The following is a 22,642-nucleotide window of genomic DNA, read 5'->3' as shown; positions in this document are numbered from 1 at the left end:
AAAAGCAAGTGCTTCATTTGTACATTCATAATTTATCTGATTTTTTCACAAAAAGATTCTTCAAATAGATCAACCCATATAGTATTCTCTCAGAATTAATCACTCTTAAAACAACATTATGTAAGAGAGTATTAAAAGAATACTTATTAAAATTGCTAACAGGGTACGCATTGACTGCTTTGAGTTGACCAATTTTTGTTCTTATAAAAGCTAAACTAAAATGATTTCTTATATAATTAATTATACTGAAAAAAGTAAAAACATCGCGTCTATGCTTTAAATTATCAATCAAAATATCCGAATGCTGATCATTGTTTTCAAGATTAATTATTAGCTTACTTTTATTTAAAATCATCATTTGCATATATTCAAATCTATTGATGACGATTTCCATGTTTTCACTCCTCATTAAAGAATCTTGAGTCTGCACATAACGGTGAATTGAAACAGGTATATAACCAATGCTTTTAGCTGGCAAAAGTGTCTTTAGTGTAAATACCACATCTGCATTGTATTCATTCTTATTGAAAAACAACTTATGCTTTTGTATAAATTCCCTTTTAGTAAAATACCACCATACCTCATGCCTTAATTTTGGATAGTTCTCAATAAATTCTACTCCTGAACATAGATCAGTTTTGTATGAGCTAATTGGTTTTGCTAAACCAGTTAAATCCAGAGAGAAAGTTTCTAGAGTATCAAATCCAATGATTTCTAAATCATTTTCTTCCGCAATAGATAATAACTCATTTAAGCAATTATGAACAATGTAATCATCTGAATCGAGATTATATATATAATCACCTTGTGCCAGTTTTAATAATTTGTTTCTTGTAGTATATAAGCCTGAATTTTCTTGTGTAAAAAGCTTAATGTTACCGTACTTCCCCTGATAATTTTGAACAATAGAATAGCTGTCATCAGTAGAACCGTCATCCATGATGATGATTTCATAATCTTCTTTCGATAAATTTTGGTTCAGAAGACTTTCTATGCAATTACCAATATGAGATTTGGCATTGTACATGGAAATAAGGATACTAAGTCTCATTTATTTGAATAAGGCAGCACGAAAATATAAGTATTAGCTATTACCATTAAATATTATCGTTAATATGTTAAAGATTAACTGTTAAAATCACAAAGCTCTTAAAGTTGTCAAAAGTCTGCTGTGCATATCATCCGAATAGTCCAAATGGGTTACCATTCGTAACTTATTACTTCCCATGCCAATTATTTGGATATCCTTTTCTTCTAAACGTTTAAGAAACTGTGTTTCGTCAATACCATCATGCAATTCAAAAATAATGATATTGGTTTCTATAGGCGCTACCTTTTTGATAGACGTTAAACCAGAAAGCACGCCTCCTATCTCCTTGGCCTTTTTATGGTCTTCTGACAAACGTTCTAAGTGATGGTCCAGAGCATACAAACCCGCTGCTGCTGCAAAGCCAACTTGTCGCATACCACCTCCCAATATTTTTCTAACTCTAATGGCACCTTTCATCAGCTCTTTATGTCCAATAAGTACTGATCCCATAGGGCATCCTAATCCTTTACTTAAACACACCGAAATGGTATCAAATAATTGTCCATAATCTTTAGGATGTTCTTTGGTCTCTGCCAAAGCATTCCACAATCTTGCGCCATCCAAATGATACCCTAATTGATGTTTATCTGCAACGTCTCGAATCCGTTTTAACTCCTGAAAATCCCAATGTGCACCACCTCCTTTATTCGTTGTATTTTCAATAGCGATTAAAGACGTCAGCGGACTATGGTAAAAATCGGGTGGATTTATAGAAGCTTCTGCCTGTTTTGCTGTAAACATCCCTCTATGACCATCAATTAATTTACAGGAAATACCACTATTAAATGAGGCGCCTCCACCCTCATAATTATAGATATGTGCGTATTTATCACAAATTACCTGCTCCCCTGGATTGGTATGCAGTTTGAGTGCTGCTTGATTTGCCATACTTCCAGTAGGGAAAAATAAAGCCTCATCCATGCCAAATAGGTCAGCTAATCGCTTTTCCAAGGCGTTTATTGATGGATCCTCCTTATAAACATCATCACCAACATCAGCAGTTAGCATAGCCTCAAGCATCCCTTTTGTTGGTTTCGTAACCGTATCACTTCTTAAATCTATTTTCATATCTTAATTTGACATATAATCACAAACACCACTGCCTATTGGCGAACCATCAGGAATCTTTGGCGATGACTCTAATTTGAATTTCTCTGGATGCTCGTAAAACGCTTTAACCATTAATCCATATTGTATGTTAACGGCATCTGTTGACACCTTCTTTTTAGCCATTTCCATAATGGCCTTATTTGCCATGGCCTTTACTTGAAAATAGCTTTCATTATGTACAGCCAAATTCATCAGATACTTTAAAACATTGGTATTGATTTGATGTTGTATTTCCGACAAATAAGCATTGTCATGACTTTTATCAAAAGACGAATTAATAATTGCTTTAATTACATCCTCTAAACTTAATTGATTCTCATCTAAACTCTTTTGCAACACCAAACGATTTGCACGTTGTGGATGCAACAAATACTTCAAGGTCATGTCGCTGGCCGTATTCGCTGCGCTTAACGGATCAAAAGCTACACCTGTTTTACCTTTAAACGACTCTCTACTTCGATTGTATCCGTAAGCTCTTGGTGGAAATAAGACTAGCTTCTCTTTTGGTATAGCTAACTGTTCAGCATTTAAAGTGTTTAATACGGCACTTAAAGTTTCTTTTTGAAGTTGCGATGCGACAGGTTTTACCGTCAATTGGCCATCACCTTTTACGGCATAATTATAATCCAACCCACCAATAACCTTGGTAGCGGCTTCGGTTTGGTAACGATGATAGAAGTACAAGGGCACAAACACATCTTCTAATACAGAATACGGCTCATAGCTCTTTATATTATCCTTTGAAAAATTCTGAATCGCTTTTTTACGCAATGCCAAAACATTATTCAATTCCTCAGCTGCACTACTGCCGTTATCCCATAAATGCGCTAAAGCATGAGCCCCTCCAGCCGCTCTGGCATCAGAGTCTGAAATGAATCGCAAACCCTTGTCATGAGCATCTTTTAAGATGTTGTTTAAAGCGTTTTGCTCGTTGGTCTTCTTGTCAAATTCAGAATAACTATAGGCCACGGTGACCTTATCCCAATCACCAATGCCCGTGTCATAAGCATTACTAAAATCAATATTATCGCCTTGCAGCGCAATCTTTGGATGTGGATAATCCATAACAGAAGCCCTATTATTGGTACTCGCAGCAAAGTTATGTGTAAAGCCAATGGTGTGCCCTACTTCATGCGCACTCAACTGTCTTATACGCGCCAAGGCCATGTCCAACATCGGTTTATAATTATCATCACGCGCTGCAAAAGGTTGATTCATCAAGGCTTGGGCAATCATAAAATCTTGTCGTATCCGTAAGCTACCCAAACTGACATGACCTTTTATGATTTCGCCTGTTCTTGGGTCCACCACACTTGCACCATAACTCCAACCTCTTGTACTTCGATGCACCCACTGTATCACATTGTATCTACAATCCATAGGATCTGCATTTTTGGGTAACATCTTTACCTGAAATGCATCCTTAAAGCCTATGGCTTCATAAGCTTCATTCCACCAACGTGCACCATCCAACAAGGCAGAACGCACTGGTTCTGGTGTACCAGGATCTAAATAATAGATAATCGGCTCAACAGCCTCACTACGCTTCGCCCTTGGGTTTTTCTTTTCCAAGCGGTGTCTAATAATAAAGCGCTTCTTAATATCTTCCTGCACAGGCGTGGCATAATCCAAATACGACATGGAAATCGCACCACTACGCGGATCAAATGCTCTTGGTTTGTATTTATTATCGGGAAGCTTTACAAACGAATGATGCTGAACCACAGTCACTAGAGAGGCGGTTGGTGTTACCGTCCTTAAATTTCTACCTGTAGGTTCCCCCTTAAACGTCAGCATCGCCTCAAACTCCACATTTTTGGGAAATGCTTTGGTACGTTCTAGAGATAAGGCACTTTTAGATGCATCTAATTTATAAGTACCTTCCTTATTTCGTTTTAAGCGACTAGCCACACCATGCGTGTCCTGCATTAAAAACGGTGTGAAATCAATAATGTAATGCTTGTCTTTTTCAGAAAGTATTTTAAATCCAAACACTACGGATTTGGCAAATGCTTGCTCAATACTTTTCTTTTCAAGGTCGTTATCGGTATTGGCACGGTATTTCAAGTTAGGCTGAATCAGCAGTAGCTTGTTCCCTGCCTTTTTAAAATACACCACGCGCTCATTTCCTAATTGCCCTCTATCCAAACCAATATCGTTACTTCCAATACCAGAGGCTAAGGCATTGACATAAAGAAATTCTTTGTTTAGTTTTTCAACCTTTAGGTAAATTTTATCCGTGCTTTCTTCATAGTAGAAATCGAAAAAGCCTTCGTAAGTTTTTAAATCTTTTTTATTTAGAATCTGGGCATTAATCTGAAAACCAATGCATACAAGGCAAAGGAGAAAAGCGAATTTTTTCATGGTTGGAATTTTGATGTATAAAACTACGGAATTTCTAAAAAACCAATTTAAAATTATGGCACTTTAATACCACATCTTATATTTGCAGAAAGACTTACAGTATGATAACCTCAGATCAGATTAAAGATCTCAATACACGCCTAGTTAAGCTAAGGCAGTATCTTTGACTTAGATGCCAAGCTTATAGAAATTACCAACGAAGAAGAACAAACCTTTGACCCTAATTTTTGGAACGACTCGCAAAAGGCCGAAAAGATCATGCGCTCCATCCGAGAGAAAAAAAGCTGGGTACAAGATTTTAATACGGCGAAAGAATTGCATGAAGACCTAGAGGTCATTTACGAATTCTTTAAAGAAGGCGAAGCCGAACTCGAAAATGTGGAAATTCGTTACGATAAAGCAATAACTGCTATTGAAAAGCTAGAGTTTAAGAATATGCTTTCGGACGAAGGCGACAGTCTTAGTGCTGTTTTACAAATTACAGCAGGTGCCGGTGGCACGGAGAGTTGTGATTGGGCCAGTATGCTTATGCGTATGTACCTTATGTATGCCGAAAAAAGTGGTTACAAGGTTAGGGAACTCAATTTACAGGAAGGTGATGTTGCTGGTATTAAAACCGTGACTTTGGAAATTGATGGCGACTACGCCTTTGGCTGGCTTAAAGGTGAAAATGGCGTGCATCGTTTGGTGCGCATCTCCCCTTTTGATAGTAATGCCAAACGACATACTAGTTTTGCTTCGGTCTATGTCTATCCACTGGTTGATGATTCCATAGAAATCGATATCAATCCGTCGGACTTAGAAATCACAACAGCGCGATCTAGCGGTGCTGGTGGACAAAACGTCAATAAGGTCGAAACTAAAGTACAGCTCTTACATAAACCGACAGGCATTCAGATACAATGCTCGGAAACACGTTCGCAACATGATAACAGAGCAAGAGCTTTGCAAATGTTGAAGTCGCAGTTGTACGAGATTGAACTCCAGAAACAAATGGCGCAGCGCGATGATATTGAAGCGAGCAAGATGAAAATTGAATGGGGAAGCCAGATCCGTAATTATGTGATGCATCCTTATAAATTGGTGAAAGATGTGAGATCGGCCCACGAAACCGGTAATGTTGATGCCGTCATGGATGGCGATATTGAGCCATTCTTAAAAGCCTATTTAATGATGATGGGACAAAAAGATACGGCACAATAATTGTAAAGATAGTAATGTAAATATTATATGAGACATTTTCTTAGTTTAGTAACGCTATGTTGGTTATCATTTTCCTTGGGACAGAATGCGTTACCAAACGATTTGGTATTAAATGATCTCAAGGGAAAGGTGAAACAAGTCGAAGAAATGGTAACCATGCCAGATGTACCTGTAATAAAAAAGATTTATAATTTTGATCAAAGGGGCTTGCTTACTACCGTGATTGAATATTCTGAGTATTATACAGATAAGGACTCATTAGCCGTAAGCAAAACCTACCATTATAAAAATACAGACAGGACAAGAATATTTTATGCCCTCGATGAAAAGAGCAAGGATACAACCGACATGGGTACCTTTAAAGTTCTGGGAAATGGTAAGATTGCCCTAGATACAAATTTCGGCGTTACTTGGGTGTCGTATTCAGAATTCATAGTCACTGATAACCTACTCACGGAAAGGTTTAATAAGATTGTTGATTCAGAAACAAATACCGAAATGGTGAGTACGCACGTTAAAAACAGTTATGAGAACGGGCTTCTCGTTGAAATGACTATCGACAATGGAACAATTTCCGAAACTACTCAAGTGCAAAACCTAGACATAGATAAGTTTGGAAATGTATTGATTCAACAGTATGTAAATGCTGAGGACAAAATGGTTTATGACATACGACGAAAAATAGTGTACTATGATTAAGATATACCATAACCCAAGATGTAGAAAATCCAGAGAGGGCTTGGCGATTTTAGAAGATGCCAATAAAGCATTTGATGTGATTAAGTATTTAGAAGATCAACTTAACACAAACGAATTAAAAGCCATCATTTCAAAATTGGGCATTACACCTTTGGAGCTAGTTCGCAAGAACGAAGCCATTTGGAAATCAGATTACAAAGGTAAAACGCTTACGGACGCTCAAATTATTGAAGCTATGGTAAAACATCCAAAGCTCATAGAACGACCAATTGTTATTAATGGAGATAAGGCCGTGATTGGCAGACCTCCAGAATCTATATTAAACATTATTTAAAGACAGAGATGAAAAAGATCGTATTAATCACTTTCGCATTGGTTTTAGGCCTAAATGTATTCGGTCAGAGACGCAGAAATATGAATGGTGTTCCGCAAACCAATAGAGAACCTACAGAACTTGAAATTGCGAAGCGCAAGCAAATGATGGAAGATCGCAAACAAGAATATATCGATAATTTCCTTACGACTTTGGAGGCTGATGAATTTCAAAAGGTCATCATCAAACAGTATATCGAAAGTTACTATGATAAAAAAATAGCATTGCTCAAAGAAAGATACGAGCATAGCCTGGACCGTAAAGATGCTGTAGAAAAACTAGATAATTCGCATTTTAAAGAATTGGAAGAGCTTATTTCCGAAAATGATATGGCCAAAATCAAGGAGATGATCAAAGGTAACTTTGATGAAAAAGAGGTCGTTAAAAAGAAAAAGAAAAAAAGAAAAAAACGGAAGAAAGATAAAGATGAGGACGATGACGGTCGATAGACACGTCTTATTTTTCTATGCATAAAACCTATCAGTCTTTAACAAAAGATTAACCATAAACGGCACAAGTCAAAGTATTTTTGCGCATCTAAAAAATACTAACCATACGTCTTGTGATGAAATTAAACTTTACGCTTACACTTGTATTTATCTGTATATGCACGCTCTCTTTTGCGCAAAAGGAAGTGACGATTAAAGGAACCGTTGTAGAAAACGAATCCAATATTCCACTAGAATATGCTACGATTACCTTTAAAAAGCCAGCAGATAATAGTATTGTCACAGGTGGTATCACCGACGCCAAAGGTAAATTTAGCATAGATATTGCTGCAGGCACCTATAACATTTCCGTAGAATACATCTCCTATAAAACTAAGGATTACCTCAATAAAACCTTAGATAAATCCATGGATTTAGGAACGGTAGCGCTCTCTCCAGATGTGGAGTCCCTCGAGGAAGTCGAAATTATAGCAGAACGGACCACCGTAGAAATTAAACTCGACAAGAAAATCTATAATGTCGGGAAAGACCTCACCGTTAGAGGTGGTACCGTAAGTGATGTGTTAGACAACGTGCCATCGGTTTCGGTAGATGTAGAAGGTGCTGTGTCTTTAAGAGGCAATGACGATGTTAGGATTTTGATTAACGGAAAACCCTCAGGTCTTGTTGGTTTAAATTCAACGGAAGCCTTAAGACAATTACCCGCAGAAGCTATAGAACGTGTGGAAGTGATTACCTCGCCATCGGCACGATACGATTCAGAGGGTTCTGCTGGAATATTAAATATCATTTTAAGACGTAGTAAGTTACAAGGTTTAAATGGTGCTGTTACGGTAAATGCTGGCTATCCCAATCAAGCTGGTATTTCTGGAAATATTAATTATAGAACAGGCGATGTTAATATTTTTAATACCACCAGTTATAACTACAGGGAATCTCCAGGAAACGCATTTAATGAAACCGAATTCTTTGATGTAGAACCAGGTAATACGGCATTTAGTTTTGAGGATCGTGATTTCGATCGTACCCGAAAGGGCTACAGTACCAATACGGGTATCGAATGGTATATTAATGATACCAGTTCCTTAACGGCCACCTTAGTCTATCGCGATAGTGATAATGAGAGTGATACCTTTAACAATACCGAACGCTTTGATCTTAATAACGATCTTTTAAATACAACGCTTCGAAATGATTTGGAGTTGGAAGACGACAAAACCATACAGTACGCCTTAAGTTTCGATAAGCAGTTTAATGGCAATAGCCAGCACAGGCTAACCGCAGATTTTCAATACGAGGATAGCCGTGAGTTAGAACGCTCTTTGATTATCCAGAATGGTTTTGATGCCGAAAACGTGGAGACCGATGAAAACCAAGATCGCATCTTATTGCAAGCCGACTATGTGCAACCTATAAAAGAGACAGGACAATTAGAATTTGGGTATCGCGGTGAGTTTCTCGATTTGCTAACGGACTATCTTGTGGAGACCAGTTTTGACCAAGGCGAGACCTTTGAGGTGAATACCGACCTCAGTAACTCATTAAATTTTAGACAATATGTCAATGCCTTTTATTCCCAATACGGCAACAAGATTGGTGAGAAGTTCTCTTTTCTTTTGGGCTTACGCTACGAAGGGACGCGTATTACCATAGACCAAGTGACTAGTGGTGACTTTGATAAAAAAGACTACCATCAGTTATTCCCTACCGTGAATCTGGCTTTTGAATTATCGGAAGACGAGAACATTACCTTAGGTTATAACCGACGTATTAGACGCCCGCGCTCACGTTTTATTAATCCCTTCCCCTCGCGAAGTAGTCCCATTAATCTGTTTCAAGGTAACCCAGATATAGATCCAAGCACCTCCAATGCCTTTGATATTGGCTATTATAAGAAGTTTGGAAAATTATCCTTAACCAGTTCTATCTATTTTCAACGTGCTAAGGATGCCTTTAATTTTGTGGCACTGGCCACGGACAATTTCTATAGTTTTGAAACCCTGCAAACCATTAACATTAACGATCCAAATTTCGATCAATTGAACGAGGACTTGGATTTGGTGCCCGTCATTAGACGTACACCGATTAATTTGGCGACCAACGATCGTTTTGGCTTGGAGTTTACCCTCACCTATAGACCGACTAAAAAGTGGAACCTCAACGGTAATTTTAACTTATTTAATTCCGTGACCAGAGGTGATTTTGAAGGCCAGAACTTTGATGCCGATAACCTGAGTTGGTTTGTAAGACTGAACAACAAGTATACTTTACCTGGCAATATCGATTGGCAAACCCGTATTTTTTATCGGGGCCCAAGCGAAACGGCACAAAGTCGTAACAAAGGCATTTTCTCTACGGATTTGGCCTTTAGTAAGGACTTATTTAAGGACAAAGCCTCCATAGCGTTTAATGTTAGGGATGTCTTTAATTCTCGTATACGTCGTAGTGATAATTTTACAGATACCTTTGAAAACTATGGTGAGTTCCAAAGACGTGTGCGCTCTTATAATGTGGCCTTTACCTACCGTTTTAATCAAAAGCCAAAACGCGAACGCTCAGGACGTGATGGTAATGGCGGTGGTGGCGATGATTTTGATTTTGAGGGCTAGTTTAAACCGTCATTGCAAAAGAAAAAATCGAACCGTCAATGCGAACACCTCGTCCACCGAAACTTCAGCGGAGGAGGAAGTGAAGCAATCTGCCAATGATGAGATAAAATTCCTAAATGACGTGGTGTGCATTTGGAAAAATTTGTCACTTCGAGTGGATGTTTCGATTGTATATTACTGTCAGTTCGAGTGGATTTTTCGATTGGAAATGAGAAAAATTGCACTTCGACAAGCTCAGTGGAACTATCGAGAACTATTTGATAGAAAATTGCACTTCGATACTTCGACTAGGCTCAGCACAGGCGTGCTCAGTGGAACTATCGAGAACTATTTGATAGAAAATTGCACTTCGATACTTCGGCGGTGCTCAGCACAGGCGTGCTAAGCAGAACTATCGAGAACTTGTTGGAAGAAAAATTTGTCACTTCGATTGGATTTTTCGATTGTATATTACTGTCAGTTCGAGTGGATTTTTCGATTGGAAATGAGAAAAATTGCACTTCGACAAGCTCAGTGGAACTATCGAGAACTTTTTGATAGAAAATTATACTTTGATACTTCCACTACGCTCAGCACAGGCGAGCCTAGCAGAACTATCGAGAACTTTTTAATAGAAAAAAACCTAAATGAACCCCTTGTGCCCTTTGAGCATCAAATCAGACACTACTGTCAGTTCGAGTGGATTTTTAGATTGCAATGAGAAAAATTTGTATCGAGAACTACTATATAAAAATTCTGCTTCTCGATAGTTCTGCTGAGCGCAGTCGAAGTACAATTCGTCTCAAGACGAATCACTCGAAGTGATGAATTTTATTAAAATGTCCAACGGACTATATAAACATAAACGTATCCTCGTCCGTGATCTTAGGCTTAATTTGCTGTTGTGCTATTACTGGCTTTGCTGTAGCCTTGCGAAACCAACGCCAACCTAAACGCTCTAATGTTGCCTGTAAATAATCCCTTGTTTTCATAACGTGCTTCTTTTGTTCTAAAGATACGAAAAACAAGAAAGGTTTAGATGCTGCTAAGCGCTAGAAATCAAAGATTTAGCATGGATTTAACATTTATATTATAAACTCGCAATACTCGGTATGGTTATTTGGAGTCGTGGTAGTCTAGTGAGGGTTTGGGTTTTGAAAACAAAGAACTGAACTCCTATCCTTTTTACTTTCGTTTTAATTCATCTAGAGTTTTACCGTTTTTATTTTTCCAAGATGTCCAGCCATTAGCATTTCTACCTAAAATGGCCGCAGCAGCTCCACTTGGCGAATTAAAAAGGTAGTCTTTCTGAAAAATATAAACATCATTTTGAACAATTAAGATCTCTTGAGACACTAGCTTTTCTCTTATACTACGAGCCCATTTACCTGCACCTTTGGATAACTCAAAATTGCAAATACTGCCTTTATGTACCAAAAATCCCTCATCTGTGTACTCAGCTATACCATTTGCTTTTTTGCCTGAGCAATAATATAAGTCTGTTCTTTTTGCTTTGCGTTTCTCTTCAAAAATTGGATAGCCTAAAGTTGCCAATAGAATCTTGGCAGTCTGAAAATTATCTAACAAGTCATACTCTCGACTTTCTGAAATGGATGGCTTCTTAGACCCAGTATCATTATCTATCTCATAACGACCTATTTCTTGTGCCCTATTTAAACAATGGTGTTCTAGGTATTTACCATCTGTTTTGGTATACTCATCTGTTTTGGTAGATATAATAACACAGTGTGTCCAAAAATCTTTATTGCGATTATGAGATTGAATACGCTTAAAACAATCTTCGCCTTCACCTATATAAACTAATGGTTTAGCTCCATCTCCTGTATTACCAAATAAGAAATATACACCTGTAAAATGGACCATATCACGTTTAGCAACTTCTTGTATTTTATTTCTTGGAAATAAAATGGCTTTTACTAACCTATTGGTTAATTCTGCTTCACGAATACTCGTTGGTGAACCATCTGGTAAAAAAATTTGTATGGTTTGAGGTTTGTTCATTATTTTACTAATTTAAGTTGCCTTGCAATATCTTGAGTATATTTTGCCATAGTCCTTTTAAATGTTTCTTCTGGCTTGCTGTAATTGCCAATAATCATCCTATCAATGACTGAGGAATCAGGGAAAATTTTATTAAAAGACTTACTAAGTAAACTTCTGTAAGTACTTGGATTAGCTTTAAATTTCCAAACTAATTCTTCACCTATATCTTTTTGGGCATCGTATATCTTTTGAATTTGGAATAACTCATTATGATTTTGAAGTAACTCAATATCACCATCCAAAGAATCTAAATGAATTTTTAGACTTTTTATATCAAGGCTGATCCAATAATCTATAATAGATTCGTCATCAATCCAAAAATGAAATGGGTCAAGATCATTGCCCAAAGTATATAACTCAAATTTTGCATCTTCTTTACCTTTGGCTAAATTACAATTAGCACACGTCGGATATAAATTAAAAAAACTTGTAGCTAAAAAAGGGTATTTAGACTTTGGATAGAAATGATCTAGTTGCAATTTGGACAAAATTTTTTTTCTCTTCTTTCTTTTCTCTTTGTTATAGTAAACAGGTTCAATTGTAATAGCAGATTGAGCGTTACAATAAACACATGTACGTAAATCAGAATTTATTAGATACTCAGGAAATTCTTTATCTCTTAAATCTTCATAACGCATTGCTTCAACTACATTTTCATGGAAGCTATATTTCTTACTCGCTATTTTTCTGCCTAATTGTGAACTATGCACAATAGAATCAAATTCAGAAATTAAGATTTCCATTTTAGTAGGATCCGCATTTAAAATATCATCGTACTTGTTTATTATTTTTTCAACATAAAGTCTAAATTCTTTATGTTTACGAGGTTTTATCTTAAGAAGAAGATCATTTAATTTATCTTGAGGGCTTTTAAAACCTTTCGTTCTTGTATTTGTAAAAAGATCAACATTAAAAGCCTTAACAAAATCACGAAGATCTTTGGTGATTTTAATCTTTCTCATCTTCTAATCTATTTAGTTCATTATTCAATTGCTTAATCTTTAGACGAAGTAATTCTTTATCATTATAAAGGACTTTTTTATTAAAAAGTGATTGCACTCGCTCTTTTATCAGTGGTTCATCTATAATTTGAATAACCTTTTCTGCTTTTTTATTATCCCAATCTCTTATTGGTTTAGTATTTTCTTCTGAGATATCTTCGTCGTTATTGTAAGTTAAATAGTTAATTAAGTCTGTTATTAATTCTTCAGCAAACTCTCCCATAAATCCATTCTCGAGAAAAAAACTATGTGCTAATAAATCATGAATATTTGCGCCAAATGTTTGCCGAATTTTATTTTCATTAATGATTGTTTTTCCATCATCAGTCTTATCTAAAAATGTAATACAAGAATTTGGTATATCTGATAAAGTCAAGGGATCGTGGGTTGTGAAAATTATTTGAACTTGTTTTCCTTTAAATATTAATGGGAAAATCGAAGTAATTGACTTTATAAAATTTTTCTTCCATTGTGGATGAAAACCCATTTCGGGTTCGTCTAAAAGAATAATACAGTTATTACAAGATTTTTTACTTTTATTAAATAAATGATGCGTGTTCTGAAGATTATTTAAAAGTCTATACTGATTTTCGTTTAATGAAGAAAACAAATCATACATGACTTTCTCGCCAGAGCTTAAATTTACATCTGGTCTAAAAATCAATGGAGTTCTTCTATCATATGTAAAGTCTTTTTGAAATGCTTTTATGAATGCTTCATATGCATTAATAATTTTTGGTGCTCTTTCTATATCTACATAATACTCTGACCAATCTTCAATTTCCTCATCAATAGGCAAATCTTCTATTAACAGTTCTATTAATAATTTTACCTCCTCGGATGGTAGTTTAATTTTTTGAGACTCCTTGGTGAGTTGCACGTATGCATTATCTAAGAACCAAAAAAAAGATTCTTTTAAGGTTCCAATTTTTATAAACTCTTCACTTCCTTCATTAAAATTTGAAGTTATATACCCTTCTTTTAAATATTTGTTTCCACTACTCTCAAGTATTTTATGAACTTTCTCGATAATACATTCTATGATATAAAGCTTTAGTCTTAGTTTGTTTAAATAATTCCTTCTTTCAATTGGCGACTCAAGCTCCCCTTTCTCTTTCCTAGCCTCTTCATACTTCTTTCCTATTTCATTGTCTTTAATTTTTTTAAAACTTTCAAAAAATGGACGAAAATTATAGGATGTATCATTATTCGTCACTGATATGTGATTCATTTTAATTTGAATCTTATTGAAAATTGGTAAGCCTATATTCTCCAAATATTGCTCGATACTCTCTAATTTTCTAAATTTTATCCACCTTTTTATATTTTCAGATTTATGAATTTCTAAAAGTGAACTAAGCTCTAAATTTTCATATCCCGTATCATCCAACATTGTAGAATACTTTGAAACATCGTAGAAATTATTATGCTCGTAATCAGCGTTGTGAATATTTAAAAAGGGGGTGTAGTAAATTAAATCAAAATGATCAATTGTATCCTCCCAAATCTCTGGGTTTTCACCATTAGTGTCTTCAACTATATATTGGCAGAAAGAACGGTCTCTAAATGCATTTAATAAACTGGACTTTCCTGCACCATTCTTTCCTACAATTGAAGAAATAGATTCTATTTTTTCACTCCAAAAGTCTTTTATATACAGCGGATTTTCTTCTCGACTTTTGATAACATAATAATTATCTCTTGGCTCTTCAATCTTATAAAAATATTTACCTCCTAAATTTAAAGTTTGCCCTTTATGATCATTCCCGAAAATATGTTTAAGAACTCCTTCTGGTATGTAAATCGCCGCTAACCTCATACCTCACCATATTTAGCACTCTCCTCCGCAACCATATCCAACTCTTGTTTGACCTCACCAACCGTAACCTGCCCATTCATTGGCATAGGCAACAACCAATCTCGTAAGGCCGAGAGTTTTTGGTTTTCTTTTTGCTCTAAAGTCAAGCTACTGTATTCAATTTTCTTATAAGTCCTATCTAATATTATCATTATAACTTCATTTTAAAATAGGATTCGCCATACTAGTTTTACCATAAGACGCTTTCCCAGTTTTATGACAATATTTCTCAGGAAAATCATGGTCTCTATACTGATTCCATACTTTCCAAGCATCTAAGCACATAGGCTGTTCTGGATTATAAGGTATCTCTACTCTTGTTCTTATACAATAACCTATTTTCACTGTACTCTTTACCTCATTAATTCTATTCTTTTTATAGGCTGAATTGCTATTTACCGCTATACTTCTTTCGGGTTTAACCGCATACTTCTTTTGTATTATAGTCTCAGTTTCAACATCAAAATCATCAAAGCTCTTCTTTTCATAATTGCGCGATGAATTAAAAAATTCTTCGGTAACGTCAAAAATCACTCTTGCACCTAGGGTTTCTTTCTTTAAACCGAATAATGACTTAGAGAACTGTGGCTTTTTCAGAAAAACAACATCACTTAATTGATAAACTAATCGGTGTGTATACTCATAGGTTTCCTCGTAAAGTCTATCTATTGGATTAAGCGGTGTTTTTGAAAAATAAACACCATACTCAATATTGTGTAGCATTGAATAACCATATAAGTTCAAAGACGTTATTAGTCCCTCACTTTCATTAGCATAATGCTTTGCATGAAGATTTTTGTTATATAGAATTACGATATTTTTAAAAGACTTAAAATAAGTAACATCTTCTTCTTTAAAGCTGTTATATGTAGAATCTTCATTTTTACCAAAAATAATATATAGAGCAATCTTTGGTGTATCCTTAATCTTGTCTAGGACACTTTTTGTGTGTTCGTCTAGCTTTATAAAAGGTGATACTATAACCACATACTTTTTGGCATTCCAAATAATATCTGTGAGTTTACTTTCTAAGTCGTTTCCTGTTAAAAATTTACTCATCTATAATCTATTCAATTTCAATTTTGTCTATTTCTTTCATTATTCTATCTGTTTCATTGAGAGCAACTATGATTTTCTGATAATGTAAAATATCTTCAAACTTTAATTCTCTTTCTTTTCTGTCTTTTAACCATTTTTGTGCTGGTTGATATCCACCAATATAAAACTCCCAAGCAGTTACTGGAACATTGTCGAAATATTTGCATTCGTTTATCCAAATTCTACCAAGTTGTTTTTCGTTGTCAATTATTTCCCAATCTTTCTTTACAATTTTTGTGGTAATTAAGTTATGATCGTTTTCTGCATCTTCTGCCATTTCATAACTTGTAATGTAATCTTCAACTTTGTTGTTTTCTAACAAATGAATTTCACGTACTTCTTTTCCTAGTTTAACTAGATTCCAAAACGTCTTCTCGTCTTTTGGATATGGAACTCTTGGAAAATCTATTTTTAAAAACTCTTTGTATTTTTCTCTGTAAGTTGGTGAGTGTAAAACAGCATAGATGTAATCTAAAATGTCAATTGGTGCAAAAGTGTCTTTAGTTTCTTCTTTTTCGTTGGTAAATTTTAAGCCTAACTTTTCTGCAATTTTATTTACGATTTCTTTGTTTAAGTTTGGGGTTCTTTCTAGTTCATTTGCAATACTTTGTTGTCCATTGTTTTCCTCATATAAATAAAGAGGAATCAAAGGTGAGCTACCAAACTTTTTTGCCGTACCAGTTAAGTTGCAATCAGTAGGGTATTTAGATATAAAAATGTGTTTGAAATCACCTGAAAACTGTCTTGGTACTAAAAGACCAATATTTTCAGAAAACATATGTTTCATTGTAGTAAATGCAGGTCTTCTTTGTAGTTTTTCATCATAATAGGATGAAATAATATCAAATGGTCGATAACTTACAGGTCTAATTTTCTTGTAATCGAAAGTAGATGAATTAAATTTATCTTGAAATTGAAAACTTGATGTATTAGTGATTTTATAATTGTTAATAGTCTCAGGTTTGTTAGAGAATTCATTCTCTAATTTATCTTTTAGCTCCTCCTTTGATTTACCATAGAAAAATAGGTCTTTCCCAGTTTCTATACCATTATTATACTTTAAAAAAATCTCATCAATTTTAAATCCTTTATTATATTTATTTTGACCAGAAAAATCCTTGTTTATGAAGAAGTAATTAGGCTCCTTAGTTTCCAACAAAGACCATTTAATATTTTTGAGAGAATTTTTATTTAGAAAATCATATTTAACATTTCTCTTCCCTTGCAAGTCAAAATGATAAACTTTACCTAGTTCATTTTTTCGTTTAACTCCAGTTTTAATAAAAATATTAATCGAAACCCCTTGCATAATATCAAATACATTTTGGTCAGGTGAACCATCTTTACATACTTCCTTTTTTTTAGAATCACCATGTAGGTCTAGAATATAAATACTATCAAACGTTTCTAATAAATTTCTCCTCATTTGTCGATGGATTAAACCATCAATAAAACTGTTATTTGAGATATATGCTAAAACTCCTTCATTATTTTTCTGAATATAATATTGTCCATACCTTATAAATTTCACATAATCATCTGAAAGAGAATTGTATGATTTTTCTTTTAGATTTTTTTTATAATCTGAGATTAAGTTTTCAATCCAAGCCCCTTTATTTGTGCTACTTGATGCATATGGTGGATTTCCAACAACACACATTACAGGTGTGTCACGCTTAATATGATTAGCTTCATTAGCTTCACTACTTAACCAATTAGAAAATAAAGTTCCAGTATCTTTATGATGTTCTTCTAAAGAGTTAGTTAAGTAAATATTTAAACGTTCATTTTTAGTTGATTTATAACCTGTTTCGGTTAATAACATATCTAATTTTAGATGTGCCATCGAGTAGGATGCCATTAATAACTCAAAACCGTTTAATCTTGGTATTAAATGTTCTTCTACATATCCACTCCAAGCACCTTTCATTGCCTTAAAGTTTTTATTGTAAATGAACTTTACAACTTCTGCTAAAAATGTTCCAGTTCCTGTTGCTGGGTCAAGTATTTGTACTTTATGTACTTCTTTTTCTATTTGTTTATAGCCTGTTGCAGAACGTTTATCAGGTGTTTGTGTGTCTAATTTTATTTTGGTTTTACTTGTGTCTGCTATACCTTGTGGTAAATCAAATTCGTTTTTTAAAATATCGTCAACTGCACGAACTATAAAGTTTACAACTGGTTCTGGTGTGTACCAAACACCTCTTGCTTTACGTAATTTTGGGTCGTATTCTGCCAAAAAGGTTTCGTAGAAGTGAATTATTGGGTCGTGCATTTGAGTAGCCTTTCCAAAATTCTTTAAAAGTTGTTCAACGTTTGTAGCTCTAAAAACTTCTGCAAGGTTGTCAACTACAGTTACAATTCTTTCATCAATATCTGGTCCAGCAATGTAGCCAAATAGTTTACGTAAAAAAGGATTTGATTTCGGTATTAATTCTGCTGCTTCTTGTCGGCTGAAATCGTCTAAAGTTGGATCGTGCAAACGAGCTGCAAACATTCCATAAGCCAAAGTTTGAGCATAAATGTCTGCAAAATCTTTAGGTTTTAAATCGTGAATTAATATCTGTTTGAAAGTGTCGTATTGTCCTTTTAAGGAAGTGTTTTCTTGTGTTTCTTGATCAGATGTAATTGCTCGTTCTAGAATGTCTTGTAATAAACGAGCTTTACCAGCCATCATTTCCGCCAATTTTTTTGACGATTTTATGGTTTGGCCAATGTGAGTGGAAAAGTCTTTTATTAAGTTCTCAAATTTTGAGAAGTTTTCAGGAATTGGTTTGACTGAATTGTTTTCAATTTCTCCAATTTTGATTTCGTGAACTAATTCTCCGTTTTGAAAGAATTGAAACCAGATGTAATCTGTAATTATTAGATTTTCAAGAGCTTTTTTGTAACGTCCAAATTGTTCTTTGTAAGAATTACTGTTTAGGTCTTTTCCAATATCTTTCGCCTCAATGTAACCAACAGGAATTTTTCCTTTTGTGATTACATAATCTGGGTTTCCACAATCAGTTACGTTTGCAGGTTCGTTTGTTATTTCAATTCCTTTTACTAATTCTCGGATTAGTGTTTCTAAATCTCCTCTATACGAATGTTCTCTTGATATTCCAGATTGAAGTCTTTTACTTACTATTTCTAAGTATTCTTTTATTGTCATTTTCTATTTTCAATCTTTATTAATGATGATTTAGATTAAATCTTTGAATTTACAGTGTACTTTTTAGCCACAGTCACTTCGTATTAAGAAGCAACCTGTTTAATGATTTAAAATAATAGAGTCAATGAGAAATTAATTAAGGGACTTAAAGATAAGAAAAGCCCTTGGGTGTGCAAGGGCAGATTTATATTATATAAATAAAAGTATTATTGTTAAATTAAATTACAAAACGGATAACTAAAGTTTCACTTTCTGTTTTACATTATGAGTATTTAGTCTCTAACGAACTGAAATCATAAAGACAATAATCTGGTTTGCCAGGATGACATTTATCCAATCCATTAAAGTCTGCTTACCAGTTAAGTATTACTCTTCTTCCTTCTTTGGATTTTTTGTGTTTAACTTTAAACCAAATCCGCCAACAAAACGTATAGTAAACAAAAATTGGGTATTTGTTAGACCAAGTATAGAATTTCTATCGCTACCAAATAAAAAAGGCATTTGAAATTCTGCGCGGATGTTTTCAAGTCTAAATCCAAAATTAAATTCAAGTCCAGAAAAATCCGTTCTATCCGTCCCTAAGGTGGCTATTCTTAAATCTCTATTATTCTCAGAAATGATATCACCAAAAATTCCTCTATAACCCATATTCAAGCCTAAAAAGACACTGTATTTTGTCTTACCATCTTCATCTCTAATCTTATTATCTGGTAAAAATTCATGAAAAATACCACAGCGTAGAGCTAAAACACCAAGGTTTATATTTTGATTTTCACCCACATTCCATACACTGTTGGATGCTATAACACGACCATTAAAACCACTAATAATCTTGGCTACATTGTTCATCCAATGGTCGCCATCAGGATTTAGATATACATTTGTATTTATAAATAGAGACTGATCATTTGTAAAAGGATTTAGAATAAAAAATCCGAAATCTCTTTGATTTCTTATTAACATATTCTCATTAAATTCTGCAGATATGGTATCAGTTGTTGCAGCAACATTTATAGTAGCCTCAATTTCGTAGCTTTTTACTCCGATGATACTTCTTTCATGTGAAGCTCTCCATTCTTTCCATCGTCTGGTTTTTAACTCTGTAGTATCATTATCATTGTCTATATCAGCCGTATCAATAAACCGCTCTCTCATATTCCAAAATCTACCCTTATACTGTTTAGTATTGCCTCTAAATCTTTCATAAATAACTCCTATTCCAGCACTACCATCAATAGCCTCACCTTTTGATAAAGATCCTTGTAAATTTCCTGTTCCAACGAAATCTATATGTATTTTCTCTTTACTGGTTGTGCTGACTTGTTCAGGTGTATTTACTTTAGCCACTGATAAAACATCTTGACCTATTAAAAATGAAGAGAATAAATAAATGGTACAAAAAATCTTTTTCGTTAGAATTTTTTTTAATTCCTTAAAAGCATTTCTTTTGGTGGAATGAACATTTCTTGATTTCATAATCCATAGCGTTTAGTCGATTAATACTCAAAATTAGGCACAAGCTCTATAAGCAAAATATACCCAGTGAAGGGTAAATTGCATTTCGTGCAGTCAACAACGAACTATATAATTATGTACCATTAAGGATATGGCACTCAAAAGGGATACACTTAAATTATAAATTTTTATAGTACTCTGGTCGTTAATTAGATAAAAGGACTAGAAAATCTATGAAATGTTAAAATTGGTCTATATTGGATAAAAGCTTCTCGATAGTTCTGCTGAGCGCAGTCGAAGTACAATTCGTCTACGACGAATTAATCGAAGTGATACACAAGTTTTATAACTATACCATTTCACCAATAAACTCTTATACGTCTTCTGCCGCACCAAGCATTAACTCCCTTTTTTGCTTAAGGCAGAAATATAATCTATGATAGGGATATCAAACCCTACATTAAAGAAACCGTTATCAAGTTGTTTATCTACTAAGGGACTCGCATAGCTTACATTAAGCGAGAGTCCATTAAAAAAAGTAATCCCTACACCTGCGCCAAAAACGGCATAATCAAAGCCATCTTGGGATTTTAAGTCTACCAAATTGTATAATAGCCCAGAGCCATAAGCCATCACATAAAGGTCGCTTAGCAAAGGTTCTTGCTGTGGTCTATTCCACTTGCGCTTTTTATAGCCATAGTAATTAAAGGTTTCTCCGGCTTCAAAACTATGTGTGTATTTCCAGTTCCAGACCTTCCATTTTAAGCCTAACTTCTCCGAGGCAAAATACAAATCGTTAATTTCTTCGCCATCTACCATTAGGGCATTGTCATTATCAAAAGAGGCATAATTTGTACCAATACTAAAAAATGGTGTGACGTAGTTTAAAATACCCTTGCGCTTTACAGAACCTAAATTGGCATCTATTGCCGTGATTAATGAGGGGACATCCAAGTACAAATAACCTTTTGCATTCCGCGGTTGCGCCTCAGCTTGTTCTTCTAACATGGATATGCCGTTATCTGTGGTGTATTCTATCGATGTATATTCTAGCATAAATTCTAAAATGCTAGAGATGACATCATTATTCACATACTGGTTTCTAGCCAAATCAATAAACTCAAGCAGTATGTACTTCATGGCGTTATATTGCGCCTTGGTCATGGTAAAATCCTTAAACCTAGATTTCTCCAAATCTTTATAAAAGTTATACAGCTGCCCAAATACTTCGGTCTTGTCATCGAGGTAACTCTTAATATTCAATAAGTCCTGCTTTAAATCGTCTGGTATTGTGGTCGCTAAGCGCTCTTCAATCTCTGCTAGGACATCGCTAAAATCCTCTTGCGAGCCTTCAAAAAAGCCGTCTTTGATGGTTTTTAGCTCTGTTTTTAGGGCATAATTGTTTCCTATGATTTCTGCTACATTCTCAATGGCTTCATAATATTCTATGAATTTATCGATCTTATCCTTAAGAATACGACGCTCATTCATCCAGAAGTCGGCATCTGCACCATCATTACTTTCTAAGGCCTTTAAATAGGTATTATCATTGATATACCAAGATTGATAGTATTTATTATTGCTCAAGGTTTCCTTAAACTTAAACTTCTCTAATAACGTGCTCTCGTTTTTGAGTAAAATATCAAGACACATATCTATTCTAATATTAAAATCTTTGACGCTTTCCATGGGTATCATGGCACCACGATCGCCTGGTGTAAATTGGACCTTCGCGGATTCATTTAAACTACTATTCGCCAATAGTATAATGCCATAAACCGCCGCGAACTCTGCGGAGCGTTCTACAATTTGCTTGGTCATTACCGTCTTGTTCTTACCACTGGTTAAAACATCCATAAGGCTATATAAGTAGCTGTAGGTGGTAAAGTTGTTTAGACGTTTGGTATAAGAACTGTGATTAAACTGGCGTATAATCGTATTTCTAAAAACACGTTGCTTAACTTCTTCTTGCTTTTGTTGAATGAGGGCTGTTAACAGCTCGGTATCTATAGTACCCCTTTGGATAAAGGCCCCATTTCCGGTGACCTGAAGCCTTGGTCCGTCTTGGGCAAAACTGACTAATGACACTGCTATTACTAAAAGGCTTAATCTTATGGTTTTCATGATTGGTATGTT

At 34.8% G+C, this 22,642-nt stretch carries 17 protein-coding genes; 5 read left to right on the top strand and 12 right to left on the bottom strand.

All coding sequences use genetic code 11. The features are described 5' to 3' along the window. Window positions 1-25 precede the first annotated feature (25 nt). The 3 genes from H7F21_RS07450 to H7F21_RS07440 all read right to left on the bottom strand — a co-directional run bounded on the left by H7F21_RS07450 (window position 26) and on the right by H7F21_RS07440 (window position 4,564). Window positions 26-1,051: a glycosyltransferase gene (locus H7F21_RS07450; protein WP_185788645.1), complete on the bottom strand. Its 1,026-nt coding sequence runs from the start codon at window positions 1,049-1,051 to the stop codon at window positions 26-28. 87 nt (window positions 1,052-1,138) lie between these two features. Further along, window positions 1,139-2,158, bottom strand: a complete 1,020-nt coding sequence (locus H7F21_RS07445; protein WP_185788644.1) for a threonine aldolase family protein — start codon at window positions 2,156-2,158, stop codon at window positions 1,139-1,141. Window positions 2,159-2,161: 3 nt separating this feature from the next. Continuing rightward, window positions 2,162-4,564: a zinc-dependent metalloprotease gene (locus H7F21_RS07440; RefSeq protein WP_185788643.1), complete on the bottom strand. Its 2,403-nt coding sequence runs from the start codon at window positions 4,562-4,564 to the stop codon at window positions 2,162-2,164. Between the two features lie 101 nt (window positions 4,565-4,665). Between H7F21_RS07440 and prfB the strand changes: the two genes are divergently transcribed. The 5 genes from prfB (at window position 4,666) to H7F21_RS07415 (ending at window position 9,897) form a co-directional block, all read left to right on the top strand. Continuing rightward, a protein-coding gene (gene prfB / locus H7F21_RS07435) for a peptide chain release factor 2 (RefSeq protein WP_185788642.1) occupies window positions 4,666-5,767 on the top strand; the annotation gives its coding sequence in 2 pieces (ribosomal slippage) (window positions 4,666-4,728 and window positions 4,730-5,767; 1,101 coding nt in all). A gap of 27 nt (window positions 5,768-5,794) precedes the next feature. Further along, window positions 5,795-6,466 carry a hypothetical protein gene (locus tag H7F21_RS07430; protein WP_185788641.1) on the top strand — a complete coding sequence of 224 codons (672 nt, stop codon included), beginning with the start codon at window positions 5,795-5,797 and terminating at the stop codon, window positions 6,464-6,466. Beyond that, entirely contained in the window at window positions 6,459-6,800 is a 342-nt protein-coding gene (gene arsC / locus H7F21_RS07425) for an arsenate reductase (glutaredoxin) (protein ID WP_185788640.1), read from the top strand. Before H7F21_RS07430 ends, arsC begins: the two co-directional genes overlap by 8 nt. Window positions 6,801-6,808: 8 nt before the next feature. Further along, window positions 6,809-7,288 carry a hypothetical protein gene (locus tag H7F21_RS07420; protein ID WP_185788639.1) on the top strand — a complete coding sequence of 160 codons (480 nt, stop codon included), beginning with the start codon at window positions 6,809-6,811 and terminating at the stop codon, window positions 7,286-7,288. 116 nt (window positions 7,289-7,404) lie between these two features. After that, window positions 7,405-9,897 (top strand): TonB-dependent receptor, encoded by a 2,493-nt coding sequence (locus H7F21_RS07415; RefSeq protein WP_185788638.1) that lies wholly within the window; start codon window positions 7,405-7,407, stop codon window positions 9,895-9,897. A gap of 830 nt (window positions 9,898-10,727) precedes the next feature. On the opposite strand, the gene H7F21_RS07410 is transcribed toward H7F21_RS07415, so the two are convergent. The 9 genes from H7F21_RS07410 to H7F21_RS07370 all read right to left on the bottom strand — a co-directional run bounded on the left by H7F21_RS07410 (window position 10,728) and on the right by H7F21_RS07370 (window position 22,630). Beyond that, entirely contained in the window at window positions 10,728-10,868 is a 141-nt protein-coding gene (locus tag H7F21_RS07410; RefSeq protein ID WP_185788637.1) for a hypothetical protein, read from the bottom strand. 193 nt (window positions 10,869-11,061) lie between these two features. Next, entirely contained in the window at window positions 11,062-11,898 is an 837-nt protein-coding gene (locus tag H7F21_RS07405) for a GIY-YIG nuclease family protein (RefSeq protein WP_185788636.1), read from the bottom strand. Next, the gene (locus tag H7F21_RS07400) at window positions 11,898-12,902 is read right to left on the bottom strand and encodes a hypothetical protein (protein ID WP_185788635.1); all 1,005 of its coding nucleotides are present in this window, start codon (window positions 12,900-12,902) and stop codon (window positions 11,898-11,900) included. The genes H7F21_RS07405 and H7F21_RS07400 overlap by 1 nt, the downstream gene beginning before the upstream one ends. Continuing rightward, complete coding sequence (locus tag H7F21_RS07395; RefSeq protein WP_185788634.1) at window positions 12,889-14,760, bottom strand: AAA family ATPase; 1,872 nt, start codon at window positions 14,758-14,760, stop codon at window positions 12,889-12,891. The genes H7F21_RS07400 and H7F21_RS07395 overlap by 14 nt, the downstream gene beginning before the upstream one ends. Further along, window positions 14,757-14,951: a hypothetical protein gene (locus H7F21_RS07390; protein ID WP_185788633.1), complete on the bottom strand. Its 195-nt coding sequence runs from the start codon at window positions 14,949-14,951 to the stop codon at window positions 14,757-14,759. The genes H7F21_RS07395 and H7F21_RS07390 overlap by 4 nt, the downstream gene beginning before the upstream one ends. 7 nt (window positions 14,952-14,958) lie before the next feature. Further along, window positions 14,959-15,858: a phospholipase D-like domain-containing protein gene (locus H7F21_RS07385; RefSeq protein WP_185788632.1), complete on the bottom strand. Its 900-nt coding sequence runs from the start codon at window positions 15,856-15,858 to the stop codon at window positions 14,959-14,961. A 7-nt stretch (window positions 15,859-15,865) separates the two neighbouring features. Beyond that, window positions 15,866-19,051, bottom strand: a complete 3,186-nt coding sequence (locus H7F21_RS07380) for a type ISP restriction/modification enzyme (protein WP_185788631.1) — start codon at window positions 19,049-19,051, stop codon at window positions 15,866-15,868. A gap of 366 nt (window positions 19,052-19,417) precedes the next feature. Continuing rightward, window positions 19,418-20,527 (bottom strand): hypothetical protein, encoded by a 1,110-nt coding sequence (locus tag H7F21_RS07375; protein ID WP_185788630.1) that lies wholly within the window; start codon window positions 20,525-20,527, stop codon window positions 19,418-19,420. A gap of 378 nt (window positions 20,528-20,905) precedes the next feature. Further along, window positions 20,906-22,630, bottom strand: a complete 1,725-nt coding sequence (locus H7F21_RS07370) for a hypothetical protein (protein ID WP_185788629.1) — start codon at window positions 22,628-22,630, stop codon at window positions 20,906-20,908. Window positions 22,631-22,642 lie beyond the last annotated feature (12 nt).

This window comes from Winogradskyella flava, from assembly GCF_014243395.1.
Classification (GTDB): domain Bacteria; phylum Bacteroidota; class Bacteroidia; order Flavobacteriales; family Flavobacteriaceae; genus Winogradskyella; species Winogradskyella flava.
This window is presented reverse-complemented; position numbering and strand designations above follow the sequence as displayed.